This window comes from Chloroflexota bacterium, from assembly GCA_018825785.1.
In the GTDB taxonomy this organism is placed as follows: Bacteria; Chloroflexota; Dehalococcoidia; order JACVQG01; family JAHKAY01; genus JAHKAY01.
In genome coordinates, this window is sequence record JAHKAY010000013.1 from 1 (window position 1) to 5,059 (window position 5,059).

Annotated in this window: 8 protein-coding genes and 2 tRNA genes; 6 read left to right on the top strand and 4 right to left on the bottom strand. The window is 59.9% G+C overall.

The features are described 5' to 3' along the window. The first annotated feature begins 266 nt into the window (after positions 1 to 266). The 6 genes from KJ624_02585 to tatC all read left to right on the top strand — a co-directional run bounded on the left by KJ624_02585 (position 267) and on the right by tatC (position 4,088). A complete protein-coding gene (locus KJ624_02585; GenBank protein ID MBU2008730.1) occupies positions 267 to 761 on the top strand; it encodes a hypothetical protein in 495 nt (164 codons plus the stop codon). 336 nt (positions 762 to 1,097) lie between these two features. Beyond that, positions 1,098 to 1,232, top strand: coding sequence for an ATP-binding protein (locus KJ624_02590; GenBank protein MBU2008731.1), 135 nt, complete (start codon positions 1,098 to 1,100; stop codon positions 1,230 to 1,232). Positions 1,233 to 1,389: 157 nt separating this feature from the next. Beyond that, a complete protein-coding gene (locus KJ624_02595; GenBank protein MBU2008732.1) occupies positions 1,390 to 1,866 on the top strand; it encodes a hypothetical protein in 477 nt (158 codons plus the stop codon). A gap of 430 nt (positions 1,867 to 2,296) precedes the next feature. Further along, entirely contained in the window at positions 2,297 to 2,689 is a 393-nt protein-coding gene (locus KJ624_02600) for an Lrp/AsnC ligand binding domain-containing protein (GenBank protein ID MBU2008733.1), read from the top strand. Between the two features lie 69 nt (positions 2,690 to 2,758). Next, complete coding sequence (locus tag KJ624_02605) at positions 2,759 to 3,331, top strand: twin-arginine translocase TatA/TatE family subunit (protein ID MBU2008734.1); 573 nt, start codon at positions 2,759 to 2,761, stop codon at positions 3,329 to 3,331. Next, positions 3,324 to 4,088 (top strand): twin-arginine translocase subunit TatC, encoded by a 765-nt coding sequence (gene tatC, locus KJ624_02610; protein MBU2008735.1) that lies wholly within the window; start codon positions 3,324 to 3,326, stop codon positions 4,086 to 4,088. Before KJ624_02605 ends, tatC begins: the two co-directional genes overlap by 8 nt. Before the next feature lie 91 nt (positions 4,089 to 4,179). Here tatC and KJ624_02615 read toward each other — a convergent pair whose 3' ends face one another. The 4 genes from KJ624_02615 to KJ624_02630 all read right to left on the bottom strand — a co-directional run bounded on the left by KJ624_02615 (position 4,180) and on the right by KJ624_02630 (position 4,882). After that, positions 4,180 to 4,380, bottom strand: a complete 201-nt coding sequence (locus KJ624_02615) for a twin-arginine translocase TatA/TatE family subunit (GenBank protein ID MBU2008736.1) — start codon at positions 4,378 to 4,380, stop codon at positions 4,180 to 4,182. Continuing rightward, positions 4,380 to 4,580: a twin-arginine translocase TatA/TatE family subunit gene (locus tag KJ624_02620; protein MBU2008737.1), complete on the bottom strand. Its 201-nt coding sequence runs from the start codon at positions 4,578 to 4,580 to the stop codon at positions 4,380 to 4,382. Before KJ624_02620 ends, KJ624_02615 begins: the two co-directional genes overlap by 1 nt. Positions 4,581 to 4,727: 147 nt before the next feature. After that, positions 4,728 to 4,804 (bottom strand) — tRNA-Glu (locus KJ624_02625). A 4-nt stretch (positions 4,805 to 4,808) separates the two neighbouring features. Then, a tRNA-Gln gene (locus KJ624_02630) sits at positions 4,809 to 4,882 on the bottom strand. Positions 4,883 to 5,059 lie beyond the last annotated feature (177 nt).

Sequence of the window (5,059 nt, forward strand, 5' to 3'; positions counted from 1 at the left end):
CGGGGGAGAACTGGACCTGAGGAGCACCCCGGGCCAGGGCACCATAGCCACCCTCCGGCTGCCCCTGCTGTGTTAGCTCTGCCATCCCCTCCTCAATTCTAGGCTCCTTCTAAGCCCTTCCTCATCTTCGTTTAAGCTTTATCCATTATCATTAACGCATGGGTTCAGTCCGACCCCCTTTTAGTGAGCTGGAGGTTGGCAGGGGTTGGCCAACCTCCAGCTTGTAAGGGTACTCAGCGGACGGCCCAATAGAGAAAGGAGGCGAAATGCGAATAGTCGGTCTGGTTCTTCTTGCGGCCCTGGTTGCCACCCTGGGGCTTCTTGCCTGCGTGGCTCCTGCGGCTGCCCCTGCTACTACGGCTACCCCTGCTCCTACCATTGCCCCTTATGTCCCTCCCCCCACCCCTCCCATGCCTACTCCTCGCCCTGGTGCTACTCCCCTCTCTTCTGTTACCAAGACCTACATTATGACCGGCAACAAGAGTGAGACTCTTGCCCTCAAGACAGGGGATTTAGTGGTCTTGACGGTGGCCTTTGAAGGGGGAACAAACGTCGGTGTAGACGTGGATGCCCCCCCCCTCGGCGTGAATGCCGCCCCCGCGGACAGAGTGGCCCTCATGGGCCAAGGCGTTCCCGATGGTGAAACAAGGAAACTCTCATTCGTGGCCAAATTTGATGGGAACTACACTCTCAACGTCTGGCAGCGCAACGTGGCGGTGACAGGTGGCACGGCCACCGTCAAGATCGACATCTACCGCTAGCGAGACAAAGTAAATAACATCCCTTCCGCTGGGGCTCCAGGGAAACCCTGGAGCCCCAGCGCGTCGTTGCGGAAATCAGCGAAACGAGATTCTTCGCTCCGCTCAGAATGACAGACCTACTTGTCTCCCTGAGCGGAGCGAAGGGTCTCCTCTTACCCCCGTACGACGGGGACTTCTACAGCTAGGCACTAGAGCTCCACGGTTTCAGGGCATCTATCTAAATAACCCCTGAAGAATTCCGTTTTCAGGGGGTGACGGGATTACGGGGCATCCCTTTCTTGCCTGCCCTGGGACCACCCCCCAGCCCACAAACCCCGCCCGGAGCGGGCCCGAGAGATGGACCCGGGGGGCACCGGCCTGGGCCTGGCCATTGCCCGATGGATAGCTGATGACCACGGGGGAGAACTGGACCTGAGGAGCACCCCGGGCCAGGGCACCATAGCCACCCTCCGGCTGCCCCTGCTGTGTTAGCTCCGCTATCCCCTCCTCAATTCTAAGCTCCTTCTAAGCCCTTCCTCATCTTCGTTTAAGCTTTATGCATTACAGTTCAGTTGAGTCAATCCGACCCCTGCCAACCTCCAGCTTGTAAGGGTACTCAGCGGACGGCCCAATAGAGAAAGGAGGCGAAATGCGAATAGTCGGTCTGGTCCTTCTTGTTTCCCTGCTTGCCACCCTGGGGCTTCTTGCCTGCTTGGCTCCCGTGGCTACCCCCGCTCCTGCGGCTACCCCTACTCCTGCGGCTACCCTTGGTTTCCCTACGGACGTCCCTACCGCTACTCCCAGCCCTACTCCTCGCCTTGGTCAGGCTCTCCTCTCTACTGAAACCGTGAACTACGGCCCGCCGTCGCTAGACAAGTATCTTGAGCTCAAGACAGGGGACGTAGTGGTGTTCACCTATAACCTCACAGGGCCGGGCGCCTATATAGAGGTGGACGACCCCCAAGTCCCCGCGGCTGCGGCCCTCCAGCGGACGTCGTTTATCAACAGTTCTTCAGGGACGCGTTCGTTCGAGGCTAAGCTGGACGGGAAATATCGTCTCAGGGGGGGTGTAGCGCCCGGCGCTGGGCTTTCCTCGATCGTGCTCAAAATCGACATCTACCGCTAGCGACAGGAAATAGAATATCAGGAAAGCCCGGAACTAGCGCCCCAGTCCTTCTTTTCTCCGGCAGGGCAGGCAAGCTATCCCTATCTTGCCTGCCCTGCCACCGCCTTCCAGCCCACAAACCCCGCCCCCCCGTCACCAGAACCATCATCCCCGGGTGGCCAGGGGGTCCGGCTTCACCGTTCCTTGCTGCGGGGGCGTTCCTTCAGGGGGCGGGGTGGGGGGACGGCCCTCTTCAGGGCCCGCCCTGACTTGTAGCGGTTCTGATTGAGAAATCTCCCCTTGCCCATAGTCCACCTCTCTGCCCGCAAAATAGCACCCGCCTTTTCCTTTGTCAATGATTTGCCCTTGAAGAAAGGGCCGCCTTCGGCTATGCTAAAGCCGACAGCGGAAACAGACTATTGGCAGGCTATATTCCGGGAAGGAGGCTACTTTGATCGCTTATGTTCTGCTTCAGGTCTCTGCCGGGAGGGCGCGGGCGGTTGAGGGCTGGCTGAGAAAGCTGGAGGGCGTGGAGGAGGCCTACGCCATCTACGGCGAACACGATGTTATCGCCAAGGTGGAAGTGCCTGATGGCCCGGGCCTTGACAGTCTGATTGTGGAGGCCATCCAGGGAAGTCCCGATGTGGTGGCCACCACTACCCTCATCGCTATGGAACGCTACCCCAAGGCCCTCCGCCGGAGGGCCACTCGCCGGAGGCGGGCCCGCCGGGCCACCGGGGCCGGGGTGGAAGCCCCAAAGAGAAAGCGCCGCGCCCGCAGGGCCAAACCGGCTGTTTCCGCCGAAGGCCCAGCCGAGGCACCTCCGGCAGGGCCAGCCACATAGGGTTGGTAGCCCACCCGAGGGAAACTGACAGCATCTTCTCCCGTTCTGTGATAACATAGATGGAGTCAGATGGATCTCTTCGGCATCGGAAGCACGGAGCTAATGGTGGCCCTGGTCCTGGCCCTGCTGGTGCTGGGACCCCAGAAGCTGGTGAAGTTTGCCCGCACGGCGGGCAAGGCGATGCGCAGGATGCGGGATATGAGCGGAGAGCTTACCCGGTCAATCACCGATGCGGTCGGCGAGGAGGAGGAAAAACCATCCGCCAAACAAAGCCCCGATGAGAAGAAGAAGAAGGTGTCTCCGCTCCAGAAGATAGGCGACGAGATTAAGCAGGCCCTCACCCTGGAGGAAGAGAAGCCGGCCCCCAGCCCAGGCTCCAGCCCCAATGAGAAGAAGAAAGTGTCTCCCCTTCAGAAAATAGGCGATGACATTACCCGGGCTCTCTCCCTGGAAGAAGAGCAGCCCGCCCCCGGCCCGGGCTCCAGCCCCGCGGGAGAAGTGGCGGCCCCCGCCACAGAAAAGCCCGGCAAGAAGGGTGAGGACATAGGACAGAGCCTCCGAAAGATGCACCAGGAGATTAACGAGGCACTCGGCGACAAGAAGTCCCCCGGCAGCGGAAGCCCCGGCCAGACAGATGAATGAAAAGGACCCACGCTCGGCAGAAGCGATAGCAGAGGCCAGGGAAAAGAAACTCACCCTCTGGGGCCACCTTGACGAGCTGCGCCGTCGGCTTTTCCGGGTGGCTATTGCACTGGTCCTGGGGTCAGGCCTGGGCTTCTACCTGGCACCCAGCATCCTCCAGTTCCTCCTCCGTCCCATGGGGGGGGAAAAGCCGCAGGCCATTGAGCTCACCGAGTATCTCGCCGTCTACTTCAACCTCTCCCTGCTGACGGGCCTTGCCGTTGCTCTTCCGGTGGTGCTCTACGAGACAATAATGTTCCTGCTCCCCGGGCTCACCCCCCGGGAGCGGCGTTATGTCTACATCCTCCTGCCCTCCGCCTCCCTGCTGTTCGTCATCGGGCTGCTCTTCAGCAACTTCGTCCTCCTGCCCCCGGCCCTGGGCTTCCTCCTCCACTGGGGAAGCGATATTGTCACGATCCAGCCAAGGATAGGCAACTACATCAATGTGATCACCAGGCTCATGTTCTGGACGGGGATAATTTTTGAGACACCCCTCTTGATGGTCTTCCTGGCAAAGATCGGCGTGATGAGCTACCGGACCTTTGCCCGGGGACGCCGCTGGATATTAATCCTGGCCTTCGTTGTGGGGGCTATAGTAACCCCCACCATGGACCCGATAAACCAGACAATGGTCGCCGTGCCTGTTATCATTCTATATGAACTGGGGATATGGATTTCCTGGCTGGTAGCCAGGCCAAAGAAGACTGAAGCGAGCTAGGTCTTTCTCCGCATCGCCCGGAAAAGAACGTAGACAACTATAACCAAGACGAGGATTATGATGAGCTCGGTAGGCCCCAGCCTGAATGGCACTAGGTTTTTGCTTCCTTCTTCCGGCTGCTCCGGGCGGCCTTCTTCGCCTTCTTCTCGTCCTCTCCGGTCACGGCGCCCTTGAAGCCCCTCAGCGCCTGGCCCATGGAGGACCCTATCTGGGGAAGACGGGAAGCACCAAAGAGAAGAAAGACGATGACCAGGATGATGATAAGCTCGGTCGGCCCCAGTTTGAATGGCATCAGGCCTTTCCTTCCTTCTTCCGCCTGCTCCGGGCGGCCTTCTTCTCCTTCTTCTCGTCCTCTCCAGTTATGGCGTTCTTGAAGCCCCTAATCGCCTGGCCAAAGCCAGACCCTATCTGGGGAAGACGGGAAGCACCAAAGAGAAGAAAGACGATGACCAGGATGATGATGAGCTCGGTAGGCCCCAGTTTAAATGGCATGCTCTCCTTCCCCCTTTCCTAGACCTCGGCCTGATTATATACCAAGACCCGGGGCAAGGCAACCAGATGTCACCCCTGCCTTCAACCCCCGGCAGCAGGAGAAGAACGGGGCTCTCCAGCTTTGGCCTGGAGAGCCCCGTATATGTCTGGTAGCGCATACCGGATTCGAACCGGTGATCTCCTCCTTGAGAGGGAGGTGTCCTGGGCCGCTAGACGAATGCGCCACCCTGGCTGGGGACCGAGGATTCGAACCTCGCCATGCAGATCCAGAGTCTGCTGTCCTACCGCTAGACGAGTCCCCACCCCGAAGGGAATTATAGCAAAGCCCGCCTAGCCCCGCAAGACCGTCCGACACGGCGCCGGAAGGAGGAGGTCTTGTTGGCGGCAACAGAGACGGGTACCCCCAGGACCCCCCAACTAGGTGGGGGCCGAAGATACCACCCCGTTCTCTACCATAGTCTCCCTGTCGTTGCCACTCC